This window comes from Pseudomonas sp. MSSRFD41 (assembly GCF_014230245.1).
Taxonomy (GTDB): domain Bacteria; phylum Pseudomonadota; class Gammaproteobacteria; order Pseudomonadales; family Pseudomonadaceae; genus Aquipseudomonas; species Aquipseudomonas piscis.
Genome location: NZ_JACKZK010000016.1, coordinates 63,959 through 80,304, shown reverse-complemented (window position 1 = coordinate 80,304; position 16,346 = coordinate 63,959). Strand labels below are relative to the sequence as shown.

Below are 16,346 nucleotides of genomic sequence, written 5' to 3'. Positions count from 1 at the left end.
GATCAGGCTCCTGTTTTTATTATCACGTCGGGTTCATTGCGTTGAGTGGGGCCCTGGTCGCCCGTGGCGGCTATCGGCCGGTCGACCAAGAGGAAATAGGCCAAGGCCGACAGGCAGGCCACGCCCGCCGCCAATACGAAGGCCAGGGCAATGGAGTGGGTACGGTCGATGATCCAGCCGCTCACCACCGGGGCGAACGAGCCGCCGAAAAAGCCGATGAAATTCTGGATGCTGCCCAGCGACGCCACCAGCTGGGGCGGCGCCGCCACGCTCACCAGGCCCCAGGCCGAACCACCCGCCAAGTTGACGAAGAACATCGCCAGCGACAGGTAGGCGATGCAGGCAACGATGCTGTCGACGAACACCGAAGGCACGCAGAACAACGCGCCGCCCAACAAGCCGGCGATCAATGGCAGCTTCCTGCTGGCGATGGGACTGGTACCGGCTGCGATCAAGCGATCGGCCACCCAGCCGCTGCTGAACATGCCCAGTGTCGCGAACAGGTAGGGAATGGTCAGCACCCAGCCGGTGCCTTCCACGCCCAATTGGCGCTCTCCGGCCAGGTACCCGGGCAACCAGGCCAGGGTCAGCAGCACCATGTACATCACGCCGACGAACCCCAGGGCGATGCCCCAGGTGGTGCGATGCAGGAACAAGCCCTTCCAGTCGGCGAAGCTGGCCTTGGGCACCGCTACCTCGGTGTCGTCCTGGAAGTAGGCCTGGTCCTCGGGGCCGAGCCGCCCCTCGTTGCGATCGCGATAAACCACCAGCCAGACCACCGCCAGCAAGCCGCCCACCACGCCCATGATGACGAACATGCCGCGCCAGCCGAAAGTGACCATCAAGCTGGTCAGCAACGGCGGCGCAATCATCGAGCCCAGGGTGGTGGAAGCCAGGAACGCACCGGTGGGCAGGCCGCGTTCGCTCACCGGGAACCAGTCGCTGACCACCTTGACCCCGCCGGTGTATTGCGGTGACTCGCCGACGCCCAGGCAGACCCGCGCCACCAGCAACTGCGACATCGAGGTGGCCAGGCCACAGACCGCCTGGGCCGCGGACCATGCCGCCAGGGCCCAGCCGAGCACCAGTCGCGCCCCCTTGCGGTCCACCAGGGCCCCACTGGGCAATTGCGCAAAGGCATAGGCCCAGGAGAAGGCCGAGAAAATCCAGCCCATCTGCGTGGCGGACAGCGACAGGTCGGCGCTCAACAAATGGTTGGCGATCGCCACCGTGCTTCTGTCGAAATAATTGACGATGCCCATCAACATCAACAGCACCACCGCCGTCCACTGTGAGCGGCGCAGGTGCCGGGGCTTGGCATGGCTCATCATGATGACTCCCGAACGTCGCGACAGCTTGGCCTAGGCGGCCCGTGCGCCGATGTAGGGCGGCTTGATCCGGGACCAGACCTGGACGATGAGCCGGTCGATTTCCCGGGAGAATGTCTCATGCAACGTCCGCTTGGCAGCAGCATCCAGCCAGCAGGCATCGACCCCGGCCAGGGCCAGCTGGCGAGCCTGGTGGATACCCCAGCCGCAGTGGCTGAACAGTTTGGCCCAGGAGTGTTCCAGGTCGGTGTGGTGCAGGTAGGGATCGTCGGTACCGATGTTCAAGCGCAGGCCGGCATCGTGCATCAGCTTGATTGCGTCCATGCGGTTGCCCAGGTTGCTTTTCTTGGCGGTGCACACGGTGACATTGAAGGCAATGCCCTGCTCCCGGGCCGCAATCACCGCTTCCGGGTCGGCCAGCAGGTTGTAGCCATGGTCGACGCGATCGCAGGCCAGCGCCTCGATGCAGGTCCGCAGGTGAGTGGGCGGCGCCAGCGCCAGGGGCTGGTTGTCCTCGCAGACATGGGCGGTGCGCCGCAGGCCATGGCGCGCCGCCAGTTGGTAGGCCTCGATGAACCGTTGCGGCGGCCCCTTGCCCTCGGCGAAGTCCATGCCGATGCCGGCCACTTCGTCACGTCGATGCTCCAGCACTTGCTCGACCATGGCCCGGGCCACCCCTGCCGGACGTTCGCGGTCGATACAGGGAACCAGCAAGCTGGACATGGCGAAATCGCTCCGGGCGGCGTTCATGCCGTCGATCAGGCCATCCACCACCACGCGGTAGCGCACCTGGTTATCGAGGAACACCGTGGGGTTGAACGACAACTCCAGGTGCCGGCAATTGCCCTTGCGGTGGGCGTCTTCCAACAGTTCGTAGGCCACCCGGGCAAAGTCCTCCCGGTCCACCAGGCATTGCCCGGCCAGGCGCAGGACATTCAGGAAGCCTGGAAAGTCCCGGTATCGATAGATTTGCCGCGCGTCACCGGCCGGCAACGACAGGCCATGCTTACGCCCCAGGGCCACGAGGGTATCCGGGCGAATGGCGCCCAGCAGATGGATATGCAGGTCGGTCTTGGGAATACGCCGCAGGAAGTCACCCAGGACGGGATCTTGAATCATGGTCGAGTGCCCTTCTGATCATTATTGTTGTTCTGTCATCCGCATGTCTTGGCGGCCCAGCGAGCGGGGCCTGGGGTTTGAGTATATGCCGGCAACTTATTAGAAAAAGTTGTTAATTCTACATATTCATTAGATTTTAATTAACAGAATGGCAAACTGTCCGGCCCACCCTTCGCGCCAGGAACATCCCATGAACTCCAAGGAAACAAGTGGCGTCTCCAAGCGCCCGCTCGCTGCCCTGTCGCTGCGCCACCTGCACTACTTCGCCACCCTCAGCCGAGTCCTGCATTTTCGCCTGGCGGCCGAGGAACTGGCCCTGACCGCCTCCGCCCTGAGCACCTCGATCAGGGAAACCGAACGCCTGATCGGCGCCCAGCTGTTCATCCGCAAGGGCCACCAGGTCACCCTGTCGGAGATCGGCGCGGCGATCCTGCCCATCGCCGAGCACCTGCTGAACACCGCGGGCAACGCCGTGGCCGACATGGTCCACATCAGCCAGGAACGCCAGCAGACGATCCGCATCGGCCTGGTGCCGTCGGTGGCCCACCGGATCCTGCCCAAGCTCCAGGAGCTGCAACGACAGCATGCCGATCTGCGTTTCGACTTCATCGACTTGCCCACCCGGGCGCTGATCAATGACGTGCGCAGCGCCAAGGTGGATTTCGGCATCGGTGCCGGCGACGCGACGGCCGCATTGCCCATGCATCGCTTGCTGGTCGACGAACTGGTGGCGGTGGTACGCAAGGACGACCCACTGTGTGCCGCCCCCACCGTAAGCTGGGCCCAGCTCGATAACCGGCCAGTGGCGCATTTCCTGTTGGGCAGCGTCGCCGACCTGGCGCTGGGTTCGCCCAAGGCCCAGGAAGTCATCGTCAAGGCGACGTACCGGGTCTCTTTCACCGAAACCCTGTACAGCCTGATCCGCGCCGGATTCTGTGTCGGCATCGTGCCGCGCCTGACCGCAGAGGGCCTGCTGTCCGACGAGCTGACCTGGCTGCCCATCGTCAAGCCACGGATCCAGCGTGACATCGTGCTGTTCGAAACCAGCCACGGGCCACGCACCCCGGCGGTCGCCACCTGCCTGGCTTTTCTCAAGGCCCAGGCCGCCGAGGCACCTGCAGCGGACAGCCAAGGAACGCACTGAACATGCACCACCACTGGGAAAACGATCCGCAGCTACAAGCTGCACTGGCACTCCTCAGGCAAGTGCTCGGCCCCAACCTGCTGGCGCTGTACCTGCACGGCTCGGCCGTCACCGGGGGCCTGCGGCCACAGAGCGACATCGATCTGCTGGCGACGGTCGAACAGGGCCTGGACCAGCAGCAACGCAAGGCCCTGACCGCCGGACTGCTGCGCCTTTCGGCACGGCACCCGGCCATCGCCGGTGGGCCGCGTTGCCTCGAACTGCTGGTCTTTCGCCAGGCCGACCTGGACGAACCGGATTGTGCGCCACGGGCCGAGCTGGTCTATGGAGAATGGCTACGAACGGACTTCGAGAACGGCAAGTTGCCCATGCCCCATGCCGATCCGGAATACCGCTTGCTGCTGGCCCAGGCCCGGCTCCAGGCCGTTGCGCTGCTGGGGACGAACGCTGCACGGATGCTGCCGGACATATCCCCGGAGCAGGTCCGCCAGGCCATGGCCCAGGCACTGCCGGCGTTGCTACAGGGGCTGCACGGAGATGAGCGCAACGTCTTGCTGACCCTGGCCAGGATGTGGCGCACCGCCCAGGCCGGGGACTTCCTTGGCAAGGACCAAGCCGCGACCTGGGCCATCGCGCAGCTTCCGGCACAACTGGCCGGCACCCTGGAGTACGCGCGCAGTGCCTACCTGGGGCAACGGGTGGACGATTGGTCCGACAAGCAGGCCCAGGCAGGGCAACTGGCCCAAGCCTTGCGCGAGCGAATCGGCGAGCGGCTCTAAGGGGCGCGCAGGTTCAGACCGGCTCGCCCAGCACCCGGCGCGCCTCGCGCCAGCCCGATAGCAGCGCGCCATGGACCGTCGCGCTGTAGTCCGGATGGGTCGCTTCCCCGGCGAACAGCAAGGTGTTGCCGACCGGAGCTGCAAGATCCTCGCGGTCGGACGGCCGCGCCCCGACCTGGGGAAAGGAATAACTGCCGCGGGCAAAGGGATCCGCATGCCAGCGAGTGATGTGCATATCGCTCGGCAGCGGGATCGAGGAACCGAACATCTGGCGCAGGTGGGCCATGGCGTCTTCCTGGATCTGCTGGTTCGACATGCCTTCGAGCAACCGGGCCGGGGTGCCGCCATGCAGGGCGCAGAGCACGGGTTGCTTGGCGTAGTGGTTCAAGGGGTACCAGTTGGCCCACAGCCCCTTGTCGGTATTCAACTGGCTGATGATCGCGGCCTGGCCCCAGAACACCTCCGGAAACAGGAACACCGCCTTGTTGTAGACCCCCATGCCCAGGCGCTCGATGGCACCGCGCTTGGCCACGGGCAGTGCCGGCGAAAACGTGACCCCGCCTTCCTTGAGCACTCCCAGGGGCAAGGTGACGATCGCGATATCCCCCGCCAGCTCGCCATGGCTGGTAGCCACGCGCACGCCCGATGGGTCATGCCGGATGCCGGTGACCCGATGGTTGAAGCGAATCTCCAGGCCCTCGGCCAGCCGGTCCACCAGTTGTCCGTAGCCCTTGGGAAAAATCACTTCATGGCCATCGAAGCCACTGCCTTCCTGCAGCCCCCAGGCAGCGATGTCCTGTGGGTCGGCGGCGAGCCCGTCCTCCAGTTCGCGACTGAACAGCTCCATGACCGTGGCCTTTTCGGCCTGCGTACCGGCCAACCCGGCGAGCACCTGGAGCATTTCATCCCGGGCGTTGCGCTCCGGCGCGGCGCCTTGCACTTTGTCCCCGAGGAGCGTGTTCGCCTGCTCTTGAAGTTGCGTGAGCCCCTCCAGTTCCTGGCTGCCCAGCTTGCGTCCAGCGGCGTCGTAGACCAGGTTCGACGCAGGTCTTTCCACGTCATACACCAGGGTTTCGATCCCCAGTTGCCGGGCCAGGTTGGCGACCGGGTTGCCATCGACGCCATGGATCCAGGAGGCCCCCAGGTCCACCGGGGCATCCCACCAGCTGCGATTGGTCCATATCCGGCCACCCACCCGGTCACGGCCCTCGATCACCGTCACGCGATGACCGGCCGCGTGCAGCATCCTGGCGGCGGCCAGCCCGGAAATACCGGCACCGATCACCAGGACGCTCTTGGCAGCGGGGGCTGGCGCGCCCCTGGCGATGACGGGAGCCACCCATGGCGATGCCGCCAGCAGGCTCAGCTTGATCAGGGTTCTACGGGAAAAATCAGGCATGGCCCAAACTCCAGGATCGAACAATCCGAATGGTCCAGCCTTGTACCATGCAGAAACTTGTATTCATTAGGCCTCGAGGTCCCATGCTCCACGCAGCGGACTCATCGAGGTCTCGATCAACAGCGGGTAACTTGCAACCGAGCAACCAGAAGTATGCTAACGGTCAGCCCTGATCCCTATCTCGCTAGTTCAATATCTACTTGATATCAAAACCTGGCATGGCACATCCATTAGATAAGCCACAAGCCCTGGATTCATTGGTATTGACGCTCGACCAGCCACTTCAGGCAAAGCCCGAAAGCCCCCGTATAACTTGCCCGAGGTAAAAATCCGGTAAACGCAGGTATAACGTCGCGAAACTTATTCGAACATCTGGTCATTGCAATTAAAACCACAAGCCATCGCGAGCGTTACTTTAAAAGCCAGGAAAAATGACAGTTGTAAATATAAGTAAAAATGAACTCAGCCATATTCACGGAGTGCGGGACTAGGCCATCCCATATCCCTGTTCGACGGTGCTCTCAATGGCTGGAACACTCCTGCACTTGCTGGCGCAACCAGCGATGCACCTGGTCGTTGTTGACCCGTGGGTGCCAGGCCTGGGAGAACTCGCCGCTGGGGGTCACCACCGGCAGGGTGAAGATGCTCAGCGGCAGCAGCGGCAAGGACCATTCGACGAAACGCCGGGGAATCACCGCCACCAGCTCCGAGGTGCTGGCCAACTGCATGGCCGCCTGGAAGCCGGGCACCACCAACGGCACCTTGCGTTGCAGGCCGATCTTCTCCAGCTCCAGGTCCAGCGGGCCACGGGTTCGCCCCCGACGCGAGACCGACAGGTGCGGATAGGCCACCAGGTCCTCGGCGCTGACATGGGCCAGGCGAGCCAGCGGATGCTGGTTGTTGACCACCCCGACGAAGCTGTCGATGTACAAGCGCTGCTTGTATACCTCGGGGCCCAGCGGCCCGGCGATGCCAATGTCCAGATCGCTCAAGCCATCGCGCAGGGCGGCGACATCCTCGTTGCCCTGGGACATGAAGCGCAGGGTGACATGGGGCGCCTGCTCGGCGACCCGCTGGCTCAGGCGCAAGGCCCAGGCACCGGTGAAACCGTCCTCGGCGCGCAGGGTGAACACCCGCTTGATGGTGCCCAGGTTGAGTTCCTGCTTGTTGCCCAGGACATTGCGCGCCTCTTCCAGAAGGCCATGGACCTGGGGCGCCAGTTCCAGGGCCAGCGGCGTGGGTACCAAGCGCCGCCCCGCCAGGACGAACAGCGGATCGCCCATGGTCTCGCGCAGGTTGGCCAAGCGCCGGCTCATGGCCGGGATGCTCAGGTTCATGCGTTCGGCGGCACCGGTGACGCTGCCTTCGCGCAGCATCGCGTCGAAGGTCAAGAGCAGGTTGAGGTCGGGAAAGTTCATCGCGGCGTCTCGTTTGCATTTTGCGCAAATCTAAACTCCGTTATTTGCAATTTTCAATACACCTGGGCCTCTCTAGCATCCCGTCACAACCTAATCGTTCAAGGACGTTGTGATGGCTCCTCATCGTTTGCTCCAGTCGGCAACCCTGCTGGGCCTGTTGCTGACACTGCCGGCCTGCATCAACCCCGGGCACACGCCCGAACTGCCCAAGCGGCTGTCCGCCGACGCCCTCGCGGCCGGCCAGGACATCACCCGGGCCACACCCCGGACACCGGCCAGCGACCTGTGGTGGCGAACCTTCCAGGACCCGGACCTGGATCGCCTGCTCGACGCCGCCCTGGACAGTTCGCCCAGCCTGGCGATCGCCAGTGCGCGCATCAGCCGGGCCGAGGCCGAGGCCAACGTCGCCCAGGCCAATACCCGGCCCGGCCTGTCGGCCATGACCCAGATCCTGCGCAGCCAGGATTCGCAGCACTACAAGACCAGCGCCAGCGAGTCCGGCACTTGGCATAGCGACGGCCAGGCCTTGCTGCAAGGTCGCTACAACCTCGACCTCTGGGGTCTGAACCGCGCGTTGAACGAAGCGGCGGTGGATAGCCTGCGGGCCGCCGAGGCCGACCGCGCGGTGGCGCGCCTGGCCCTGAGCGGCAGCCTGGTGGAAACCTGGTTCGCCCTGGCCGGCGTGCTGGAACAGCAGACCGTGGTCGACCAGGCCCTGGAGCAGCGGCGCAGCATCCACCGCATCAGCGAACGACGCTTGCAGTCCGGATTGGGCACCCAAGTCGACGTGGTCCGTGCCCGCGGCCCCATCCCTTTGCTCGAGGCCGAGCAGGCCCGGCTGCAGGGCGCTGCCCGCGTTTATCAACTGCGCCTGGCGGCCCTGGCCGGCAAGGGCCCGGGCTGGGGCGAACAATGGCGGCCCCGCGGCACGGACCTGCGACGCAGCGTGGTATTGCCCGGGCAGCTGCCAGCCGAGCTGGTGGGCAACCGCCCGGACGTCATCGCCCAGCGCTGGCGCGTCGAAGTCCAGGCCCAGCGTGTTGGCGCGGCACGCGCGGCGTTCTACCCGAACATCGACCTGCTGGCCTTCGCCGGATTCCAGAGTTTCAGCTTCCAGAACTTGTTCCACCACGACAGCCGCACCTACGGCGTCGGCCCGGCGCTGACCCTGCCGATCTTCGATGCCGGCCGCCTGCGCGGCCAGTACCAGGCCCAACAGGCCGGCTATGCCGAGGCCGTGGCGAACTACAACCAGGTGCTGGTGGATGCCCTGGCCGACGTCGCCCGCTGTCTCTCGCAATTGCAGGCCCTTGAGGCCCAGCGGGTGAAGACCGTGCAGGGCCTGGACGAAGCCGAACGGGCCTATGACCTGGAACACCTGCGCTACCGCCAGAGCCTCACCGACTTCCTGCATGTGCTCGACGCCCAGACCCGGGTGCTCGATACCCGCATGCAACTGGTCCAGCTCAACACGGCCGCGCGACAGAACCATGCCGGCCTGTTGCGTGCCTTGGGCGGCCGGACCGAAACCGACCAGAACGTCACCCGACTTGCAGAGACCTCCCATGACTGATGCCTCCCCAACCCCGACCCCGGCCCCGGCCAAGTCGCGCCGTGGCCTGAACTTCCTGATCATCACCCTGGTGGCCCTGGCCCTGATCATCGCGGCCGGTGCCTGGTGGCTGCTCTACGGCCGCCTCTACGAAAGCACCGACAACGCCTACGTGCGCGGCGACGTGATCCTGGTCTCGGCCCAGACCCGTGGCACCGCTACGGCGGTGCACATCCAGAACACCGACACGGTGAAGGCCGGCGACGCCCTGGTGGAGATCGACCCGGTCGATGCCCGCCTGGGCCTGGATGCCGCGACCCATCAACTGGCCCTGACCGTGCGTGCGGTCAACAGCCTGTATGCCGAGGAAAACGACCTGGCGGCCCAGGTCAAGTTGCGCCAGGCCGAGGCCAGCCGCGCCAGCCAGGACCTGCAGCGGCGGCGCGCGGTGATCGCCCAGGGCGGGGTCTCCGGCGAAGACCTGCACCACGCCGAGGAAGCGGCGCAGGTGGCCCAGTCCGGATTGCGTGCCGCCGAGGCCAAGCTGGTGGCCCTGCAGGCACGGATTCAGGGGACCACGGTGGAGAATCATCCGCAGGTTGGCGCGGCGGCCGAACGGGTGCGCGAGGCCTACCTGGCCCTGGCCCGGACCAAGGTTCCCGCGCCGGCCGATGGCCTGATCACCAAGCGTGCCGTGCAAGTGGGCCAGCACATCGAGCCCGGCACCGTGCTGATGGGGCTGGTGCCATTGGACAAGGTCTGGGTGGAAGCCAACTTCAAGGAATCGCAGTTGGGGCAGATCAAGGTCGGCCAGGCGGTGGAACTGTTCGCCGACCTGTATGGCCAGAAAGTGATGTACCACGGACGCATCCAGGGCATCGAGGCCGGCAGCGGCGCCGCCTTCGCCACCATCCCGGCGCAGAACGCCACCGGCAACTGGATCAAGGTGGTGCAGCGGGTGCCGGTGCGTATCGCCCTGGACCGCGAGGAAGTGCTGCGCCACCCACTGCGCATCGGCCTGTCGATGACCGTCAAGGCGATCCTCGGTGAACCCGGGGAACAGCCCGCGCAAGCCAAGGTGCAAGACAGCACCGGGGTCTACGACAACCTCGAGCAGGGTAGCCAGGCGCTGGTCGAGCAGATCATCGCGCAGAACCTGCAAGCGTCGAAACTCAGCCTGTCGAGGAACGAACGATGATCGCCAAGCGTCCCATCGAACCACTGAGCGGCGGCACGCTGTTCCTGGGCGCGCTGGCGATCGGCATGGCCAACTTCATGATGGTGCTCGACACCACCATCGCCAACGTCGCGGTGCCGACCATCTCCGGCAACCTCGGCGTGGCCCCCGACCAGGGCACCTGGGTGCTGACTTCGTTCAGCATTTCCCTGGCCATCGGCCTGCCCTTGACCGGCTGGCTGGTGCAGCGCTTCGGCCAGGTCAAGCTGTTCATGACCGCGGTCGCCCTGTTCGTGCTGGCCTCGGTGTGCTGCGCCCTGGCGCCGAACCTTGGTTCGCTGCTGCTGTTCCGGATCTTCCAGGGAGCGGTGTGCGGCCCCCTGGCCCCGTTGTCCCAGGCCCTGCTGGTGGCGATCTTCCCGCCCGAGCGACGCACCTCGGCGCTGGTGGTGTGGTCGATGACCACCTTCCTCGGGCCGGTGTGCGGCCCGATCCTGGGTGGCTACCTGACCGACAACATCAGTTGGCCGTGGATCTTCTACATCAACGTGCCGGTCGGGGCGTTCATCCTGCTGACCCTCGGCCAGGTCCTGCATGGCCGGGACAACCCGACCCGCAAGCTGCCGGTGGATGTGGTCGGCTTGCTGCTGCTGATGGTCGCGGTCGGTTCGCTGCAGATCCTCCTCGACAAGGGTCAGGACCTGGACTGGTTCGCCTCCACGCCGATCCGCGTACTGGCGGTGGTGGCGGTGCTGGGTTTTGCGTCATTGATCAGCTGGGAACTGACCGAGCAGCATCCGATTCTCGACCTGCGCCTGTTCCAGGAGCGCAACTACGCCATCGGCACCCTGTGCGTGACCCTGGGCTTTTCCCTGTACTTCGCCTCGCTGGTGCTGGTGCCGCTGTGGCTGCAGACGGAGATGGGCTACACCGCGACCTGGGCCGGGATCGCCACCGCGCCGCTGGGGATCGCCGGGGTGGTGCTGGCGCCCTTCATCGGGCGGCTGATGCAGCACCTGGATGCGCGGATGCTGGCGAGCATGGCCTTCATCTGCTGGATCGGCGCCTCGTTGTGGCGCATGGGCTTCGAGACCGGCCTGGACATCCAGTTCATCGGTTGGAACTCGGTGCTGATGGGCGCCGGCACGGCTTTCCTGTTCACCCCGCTGGTGGCCATTTCGCTGTCGCGCCTGCCACCGGAAAAGATCCCCGCGGCCCTCGGCTTGCAGAACGCCCTGCGCATGACCGGCGCCAGCTTCGCCGTGTCCCTCGGCCCGGCGTTCTGGGACCACCGGGCCCGCGGCCACCAGGTCGACCTGGCCGAACGCATGAGCCCTTTCGATCACTGGAGCGGCCAGGCCCGGGCCAACCTCGACAGCCTCGGCCTGTCACCCGAGGGTGCCCTGGAATGGCTGGGCCGGGCCATCGATCGCCAGGCCCACATGTTGGCGCTCAACGACTTCTCGCTGGCCAGCGCATGGCTGTTCTTCGCCGTGCTCAGCATCGTCTGGCTGGCTCATTCACCCAAGGCGAAAGCCAAGTAGATCCGGAGTATTCATGTTCCTGCGTAAAAAAATGAAGTACGACATCGAAGTCACCGCCATCCATGACCTCACCCCCCTGGTACGGCGCGTCACCTTCAGGGGCGAGCTGTTCGGCGGTGACCTGAAGTGCCAGCCGGCCCAATGGCTGAAGCTGTTCCTGCCCAATGGCGGCAACCCCGCCAGCCGTGCCTACAGCATCCGCCGGCATGATCGGCAAGCGTCCAGCGTCGATATCGATTTCGTCCGCCATGGCCAGGGCCCGGCCGGGCGCTGGGCGGAACAGGCCCGGGTCGGCGACTGGATCGGCTGCTCGGCATTGCGTGGTGGTTTCCAGCCCCAGGAAGAGGCCGAATGGTTACTGCTGGCCGCCGATGAAACCGGCACCCCGGCGGTGATGAGCATCCTCGAGAGCCTGGCCCCCGGCGACCGCGCGGTGGTGGTGCTGGAAGCGGCGAGCATGACCGAGCTGCAGGCCATGGACACCCTGGCCACGGTCAACTACGAATGGATGTTCCGCGACGAGCATCCGCACGCCACCAACCTGCTGCTCGAAGGCATCGACAAGCTCCAGCTGCCTTCGGGGGTCGGGCAGTTCTGGATCGCCGCCGAAGCCCAGGCGATCAACGAAGTCCGCGACTACCTCACCGACGCCTGCTCGATCCAGCGCCGCCTAGTACGCAGCAAGGGCTACTGGATGCGCGGCGTCGCCGACCACCGCGACCGCGACTGAAGCACCCTCCTGCCACTTCCCTGGGCCACGGCGTCCAGTCGTGGGCCCGGCGCCGAGCCGGGCCCCAGGTCCTAGTCGATCCGCGGGTGCTGCTGCACCAGGTTCTTGCGCTTGGCCTCAAGCTCGGCGATCTGCGCATCGATGTCTTCGATCTTCTGCTCGATGTTGTCGTGGTGCTCTTGCAACAACTCCCGAGCCTCCTCGATATCGGCCGCCGCCGGGGCCGCGCCACGCAATGGCTTGTTGGCCGTCTCGCGCATGGAAATACCGGTGATCAAGCCGATCACCGCGATCACCATCAGGTAGTAGGCGGGCATGTACAGGTTCTCGGTGGTTTCCACCAGCCAGGCCGCGATCGTCGGGGTCAGGCCGGCAATCAGCACCGAGATGTTGAACGCACTGGCCAGGGCGCTGTAGCGGATACGCGTGGGGAACATCGCCGGCAGCGTAGAAGCCATCACACCGATGAAGAAGTTCAGCAACACGGCCAGGATCAGCAGGCCGGCGAAGATCACCCCCAGCACCCCGCTGTTGATCAGCATGAAGGCCGGGATGGCCAGCACGAACAGGCCGACGCTGCCGAAGATGATGAAGGGCCGGCGTCCGATCTTGTCGCTCATGAAGCCGATCATCGGTTGCACGAACAGCATGCCGACCATGATCGCGATGATGATCAGCACCCCGTGGTCTTCACTGTAGTGCAGGTTGTGCGACAGGTAGCTGGGCATGTAGGTCAGCAGCATGTAGTAGGTGACGTTGGTCGCCACCACCACGCCGACACAGGTCACCAGGCTGCGCCAATGCTGGGTCGCCACCTCCTTGAACGACACCGCCGGGCCCGAGGCCAGGCCTTCGCGGTCACCTTGCTCGAGCTTGTCGACATGCTGCTGGAAGGCCGGGGTCTCCTCCAGGGCATGGCGCAGGTAGAGACCGATGATGCCCAGGGGCAAGGCCAGGAAGAACGGCAGGCGCCAGCCCCATTCGAGGAATTTTTCTTCACCGAGGATGGTGGAGATCAGCACCACCAGGCCCGCGCCGAGGACGAAGCCGGCGATCGAGCCGAAGTCCAGCCAGCTGCCGAGGAACCCGCGCTTGCGGTCCGGGGCGTATTCGGCGACGAAAATCGAAGCGCCGGTGTACTCCCCGCCCACGGAAAAGCCCTGGGCCATCTTGGCCAGCAACAACAGGATCGGCGCCCAGATGCCGATCGAGGCATAGGATGGGATCAGGCCGATGGCGAAGGTGCTCAGGGACATGATCACGATGGTCGCCGCCAGGACTTTCTGCCGCCCGTAGCGGTCGCCCAGGACCCCGAAGAACAACCCGCCCAGGGGCCGGATCAGGAAAGGCACGGAAAAGGTCGCCAGGGCGGCGATCATCTGCACGCCGGGGCTGGCATTGGGGAAGAAGACCTTGCCCAACGCATAGGCGACGAAACCATAGACACCAAAGTCGAACCACTCCATGGCATTGCCCAGCGCGGCGGCGGTGATCGCCTTGCGCATCTTGGCGTCGTCGACGATGGTGATGTCCTTCAAGCCGATCGGCTTGACCCTTTTCTTGCGCGACTTCATAGCAGTTTCCCTATGGCTGACTGTGCTCATGCATACCTTTGCCCCGGGCCCGGATGGTGACAGGCACGAGCGGACAGCGAGATGACCAGTGTTCTACCGGCCGGGGCTCCATGCCATCAGATAGCCAGGGATTCGAAAAAATTCACTGCTCATGGCAATTGGCGATTATTGGGGCTACCGCCCTGTTGCTAGTGCGTGCGCCGCCGACCAGGGCGGAAGGCATGGCGCCGGCTGGACCAGGCCAGCCCCAGGGTGCCCGCCAGCAGGGCCAGGATCACCCAGGGAAAGACCCGCACACCGGTGGTTTGCAGGAGAACCCCGCCCAGCGCCCCGCTACCGGCAAAGGCCAGGTTGAACACCGTGACCAGCATCGACTGGGCGGCGGTGGCATGTTCCGCGGCGGCATCGGCCAGCGCGGTCTGCAATAGGGTCGGCGCGCCGCTGAAACTCAGCCCCCAGATCACCATCACCAGGTACACCATGGGCAGGGACAAGCCACCGCTGCCCAACAACAGCGCCACCAGGCAGAAGGCCGAAAGACTCAGCAGCACAAGGACACGCAGGCAGCGATCCACCAGCAGACCGACCGCCCAGACGCCCACCAGGGCCGCCAGGCCGAACACGAACAACAGCTGGCCCAGTTGGCTGGCCATGCCCAGGCTCTGCAGATACGCCGACAAGTAGGTATAGAGGATGTAATGGGCCAGGATCCAGCCCGTCACGACCCCCAGTACCGCGCCGACCCCAGGGGTCGACAGTACCTGGCGGAAGCTGGCGGGAGTCTTCCGGGCCTCGCCGACGCGATCCGGCAAGCCCCGGGCGATGCCGAGCATCAGCAACAGGTCGAGGCCGCCCAGGACCGCGAAGACGGCGCGCCAGCCGAGCAGCTCACTGGCCCAACTGGCCAGCGGTACTCCCAGGGACAACGCCAGGGGGATGCCGAACATCGCCAGTGCCAGGGCCCGTCCTTGCTGCGGCACGGCCACCAGGCTGCGGGCATAGGTGGCCAGCAGGCTCCAGGCCAGGCCGGTGGCCAGGCCCACCAGCAACCGCACCGCCAGGGTCAGCCACAGGTTGCTGGACCCTGCACTGACCAGGCTGGCGATGCAGAACACCGCGAGCACCGCCAGCAGCACCCGGCGTTGGTTGCAGCCGCGAGTCGCCGCGCTCAGGGGAATGGCGGCCAGGCCCGCGCCCAGCGAACAGAAGGTCACCCACTGCCCTGCCCCGGCCTGGGAGATGCCGAAATCCGCGGCCAATTGCGGCAACAAGCCGGCGGGAAAGGTCAGGTTGGCCTCGGCCAGGAAACTGGCCATGCACAACAGCAGCAGGCGGCCTGAAGGGAAGTCGCCGGCCTGCGAGGCGACAGCGGCCGCAGGATCGATCGAAGATGCACGCATGGGGTTGGGCTCCACGGGTGGAATGAAGGTCGATGGGAGCCGGTATGGTGCGACTTGAATCCATATTTGATAATTGAGCCAACCATTCAATGACTTTCAAATCTGGATGAACAATGGCGACCGATCGACTGGGTGACATACGTTTGTTCGTCGAAGCCGCCACCTTGGGCGGCCTTTCCGCGGCCGGGCGCAAGCTGGGCTTCTCCGCGGCGGCGGCCAGCGCGCGCCTGGCCAAGCTGGAAGCGGCGCTGCAGGTGAAACTGTTCGACCGCACCACCCGCACCTTGCGCCTGACCGACGAAGGGCGGCTGTACCTGCAGCACTGCCGGATCGCCCTGGAATCCCTGGCCGATGCCGAGCAGGCCCTGCAGGCAGGCCAGGGCCGGGTCCAGGGCAAGGTACGCATTGGCGCCTCGGCCGACTTCGGACGCCACCAGCTCAACCACTGGCTGGAGGCCTTCAGCCAGGCCCATCCGCAGTTGCAGTTGGCACTGACCCTGACGGACTCGCTGTCCAGGCTGCTGGAGGACGACATGGACATCGCCATCCGCTTCGGCCAGCCCCAGGACAGTTCCCTGGTCGCCCGCTTGCTGGCGCCGAACTGGCGGGTGCTGTGCGCATCCCCGGCCTACCTGGAGCAATACGGCACGCCGCAGACGCCGGAGGATCTGGCGCAGCACCGGTTCATCATCCTGGTCACGGCCTCGGGCCCGCTCAACGACTACCATTTCAACGTCGCCGGCCAGCGCCAGACCCTGCGCATCGCACTGGATCAAGCCTGGGAGACCAACGACGGGGCCCTGGCCCGGCAGTGGGCGCTGTCTGGCCGCGGCATCACCCGCAAGACCATCTGGGATGCGGTAGAAGACTTGCGGGCAGGCCGGCTCAGAGTGGTGCTGCCCGACTATGCGGTGGCGGAACCTGGCATCTACGCCCTGCTCCATCGCAACCGCTACCAGGTGCCACGAGTGCGGGTATTGCTGGACTTCCTGCTGGAGCGCTTCCGGCAAGCCAGCCAGGAATTGCCGCCGGCTCCGGAGAACATCGTGCGCTTTCCATCCCTGGGGCTTTAATGCTATTGAAAACGCCGATCAGGCTGTTCGACAGTGACCCAGTCGAAGGCAGGTTGGAACTCCCGGTGCTGCCCATCCACTCACTTCGGTCGCCGCAACCCCAGTACCC

Annotated in this window: 13 protein-coding genes; 7 read left to right on the top strand and 6 right to left on the bottom strand. The window is 65.4% G+C overall.

From position 1 onward, the window contains the following. Nucleotides 1-2 precede the first annotated feature (2 nt). Entirely contained in the window at nucleotides 3-1,331 is a 1,329-nt protein-coding gene (locus H7A76_RS22250; RefSeq protein ID WP_221775335.1) for an MFS transporter, read from the bottom strand. A 30-nt stretch (nucleotides 1,332-1,361) separates the two neighbouring features. Then, the gene (locus H7A76_RS22245) at nucleotides 1,362-2,447 is read right to left on the bottom strand and encodes an adenosine deaminase family protein (RefSeq protein ID WP_185700492.1); all 1,086 of its coding nucleotides are present in this window, start codon (nucleotides 2,445-2,447) and stop codon (nucleotides 1,362-1,364) included. A gap of 190 nt (nucleotides 2,448-2,637) precedes the next feature. Here H7A76_RS22245 and H7A76_RS22240 point away from each other — a divergent pair, with 190 nt between their 5' ends. Both H7A76_RS22240 and H7A76_RS22235 read left to right on the top strand, forming a co-directional pair. After that, the gene (locus H7A76_RS22240; protein WP_185700491.1) at nucleotides 2,638-3,591 is read left to right on the top strand and encodes a LysR family transcriptional regulator; all 954 of its coding nucleotides are present in this window, start codon (nucleotides 2,638-2,640) and stop codon (nucleotides 3,589-3,591) included. Nucleotides 3,592-3,593: 2 nt separating this feature from the next. Continuing rightward, nucleotides 3,594-4,370 (top strand): aminoglycoside adenylyltransferase family protein, encoded by a 777-nt coding sequence (locus H7A76_RS22235; protein WP_185700490.1) that lies wholly within the window; start codon nucleotides 3,594-3,596, stop codon nucleotides 4,368-4,370. Nucleotides 4,371-4,383: 13 nt separating this feature from the next. Here H7A76_RS22235 and H7A76_RS22230 read toward each other — a convergent pair whose 3' ends face one another. Both H7A76_RS22230 and H7A76_RS22225 read right to left on the bottom strand, forming a co-directional pair. Continuing rightward, nucleotides 4,384-5,769, bottom strand: coding sequence for an NAD(P)/FAD-dependent oxidoreductase (locus H7A76_RS22230; RefSeq protein WP_185700489.1), 1,386 nt, complete (start codon nucleotides 5,767-5,769; stop codon nucleotides 4,384-4,386). A gap of 521 nt (nucleotides 5,770-6,290) precedes the next feature. Then, nucleotides 6,291-7,187 (bottom strand): LysR family transcriptional regulator, encoded by an 897-nt coding sequence (locus H7A76_RS22225; protein ID WP_185700488.1) that lies wholly within the window; start codon nucleotides 7,185-7,187, stop codon nucleotides 6,291-6,293. A gap of 112 nt (nucleotides 7,188-7,299) precedes the next feature. Here H7A76_RS22225 and H7A76_RS22220 point away from each other — a divergent pair, with 112 nt between their 5' ends. Genes H7A76_RS22220 through H7A76_RS22205 form a run of 4 tightly spaced genes read left to right on the top strand, consistent with a single transcriptional unit; the run spans nucleotide 7,300 to nucleotide 12,190 of the window. After that, nucleotides 7,300-8,760, top strand: a complete 1,461-nt coding sequence (locus H7A76_RS22220) for an efflux transporter outer membrane subunit (protein WP_185700487.1) — start codon at nucleotides 7,300-7,302, stop codon at nucleotides 8,758-8,760. Beyond that, nucleotides 8,753-9,937, top strand: a complete 1,185-nt coding sequence (locus H7A76_RS22215; protein ID WP_185700486.1) for an HlyD family efflux transporter periplasmic adaptor subunit — start codon at nucleotides 8,753-8,755, stop codon at nucleotides 9,935-9,937. The genes H7A76_RS22220 and H7A76_RS22215 overlap by 8 nt, the downstream gene beginning before the upstream one ends. Continuing rightward, nucleotides 9,934-11,460, top strand: coding sequence for a DHA2 family efflux MFS transporter permease subunit (locus H7A76_RS22210; RefSeq protein ID WP_185700485.1), 1,527 nt, complete (start codon nucleotides 9,934-9,936; stop codon nucleotides 11,458-11,460). The genes H7A76_RS22215 and H7A76_RS22210 overlap by 4 nt, the downstream gene beginning before the upstream one ends. A 13-nt stretch (nucleotides 11,461-11,473) precedes the next feature. Further along, on the top strand, nucleotides 11,474-12,190 hold the full coding sequence (locus H7A76_RS22205; protein ID WP_185700484.1) for a siderophore-interacting protein: 717 nt from the start codon (nucleotides 11,474-11,476) through the stop codon (nucleotides 12,188-12,190). Between the two features lie 71 nt (nucleotides 12,191-12,261). Here H7A76_RS22205 and proP read toward each other — a convergent pair whose 3' ends face one another. Both proP and H7A76_RS22195 read right to left on the bottom strand, forming a co-directional pair. Continuing rightward, nucleotides 12,262-13,764: a glycine betaine/L-proline transporter ProP gene (proP, locus tag H7A76_RS22200; protein ID WP_185700483.1), complete on the bottom strand. Its 1,503-nt coding sequence runs from the start codon at nucleotides 13,762-13,764 to the stop codon at nucleotides 12,262-12,264. A gap of 188 nt (nucleotides 13,765-13,952) precedes the next feature. Then, on the bottom strand, nucleotides 13,953-15,164 hold the full coding sequence (locus H7A76_RS22195) for an MFS transporter (protein ID WP_185700482.1): 1,212 nt from the start codon (nucleotides 15,162-15,164) through the stop codon (nucleotides 13,953-13,955). Between the two features lie 113 nt (nucleotides 15,165-15,277). Here H7A76_RS22195 and H7A76_RS22190 point away from each other — a divergent pair, with 113 nt between their 5' ends. After that, entirely contained in the window at nucleotides 15,278-16,237 is a 960-nt protein-coding gene (locus H7A76_RS22190) for a LysR family transcriptional regulator (RefSeq protein WP_185700481.1), read from the top strand. Nucleotides 16,238-16,346 lie beyond the last annotated feature (109 nt).

Coding starts and splice junctions, on each gene's coding strand:
- H7A76_RS22250 (WP_221775335.1), bottom strand. CDS start 1,331: ATGATGAGCCATGCCAAGCCCCGGCACCTGCGCCGCTCACAGTGGACG.
- H7A76_RS22245 (WP_185700492.1), bottom strand. CDS start 2,447: ATGATTCAAGATCCCGTCCTGGGTGACTTCCTGCGGCGTATTCCCAAG.
- H7A76_RS22240 (WP_185700491.1), top strand. CDS start 2,638: ATGAACTCCAAGGAAACAAGTGGCGTCTCCAAGCGCCCGCTCGCTGCC.
- H7A76_RS22235 (WP_185700490.1), top strand. CDS start 3,594: ATGCACCACCACTGGGAAAACGATCCGCAGCTACAAGCTGCACTGGCA.
- H7A76_RS22230 (WP_185700489.1), bottom strand. CDS start 5,769: ATGCCTGATTTTTCCCGTAGAACCCTGATCAAGCTGAGCCTGCTGGCG.
- H7A76_RS22225 (WP_185700488.1), bottom strand. CDS start 7,187: ATGAACTTTCCCGACCTCAACCTGCTCTTGACCTTCGACGCGATGCTG.
- H7A76_RS22220 (WP_185700487.1), top strand. CDS start 7,300: ATGGCTCCTCATCGTTTGCTCCAGTCGGCAACCCTGCTGGGCCTGTTG.
- H7A76_RS22215 (WP_185700486.1), top strand. CDS start 8,753: ATGACTGATGCCTCCCCAACCCCGACCCCGGCCCCGGCCAAGTCGCGC.
- H7A76_RS22210 (WP_185700485.1), top strand. CDS start 9,934: ATGATCGCCAAGCGTCCCATCGAACCACTGAGCGGCGGCACGCTGTTC.
- H7A76_RS22205 (WP_185700484.1), top strand. CDS start 11,474: ATGTTCCTGCGTAAAAAAATGAAGTACGACATCGAAGTCACCGCCATC.
- proP (WP_185700483.1), bottom strand. CDS start 13,764: ATGAAGTCGCGCAAGAAAAGGGTCAAGCCGATCGGCTTGAAGGACATC.
- H7A76_RS22195 (WP_185700482.1), bottom strand. CDS start 15,164: ATGCGTGCATCTTCGATCGATCCTGCGGCCGCTGTCGCCTCGCAGGCC.
- H7A76_RS22190 (WP_185700481.1), top strand. CDS start 15,278: ATGGCGACCGATCGACTGGGTGACATACGTTTGTTCGTCGAAGCCGCC.